Below are 218 nucleotides of genomic sequence, written 5' to 3'. Positions count from 1 at the left end.
TTGAGCTCTTTATTCTCGCGCTCTAAGACGGCAAGGCGTTCTTCAGTTGATTGCGTATTAGAAGAGGGTTTAGACGGTTGAGCTTGAGATTTCTTGACCCATGCTCTAAGTGTTTCTGGGGTACATCCCAGTTTATCTGAAATCGATACTAGCGCAGCCCAAAGAGAAGGGTATTCATGCTGTTGTGTGGTAACAAGCCTAATTGCACGTTCACGAAA

The 218-nt window shown here is 45.0% G+C and carries 1 pseudogene; it reads right to left on the bottom strand.

The annotated features are described in order from the left end of the window. Window positions 1–218 (bottom strand): annotated as a pseudogene (locus ACTRWE_RS19375) (IS3 family transposase); the annotation flags it as partial.

The organism is Pseudoalteromonas sp. G5_S1_54_S4, assembly GCF_054968565.1.
Note: the sequence above shows the minus strand (reverse complement) of the source record. Positions and strands in the feature narration are given on the sequence as shown.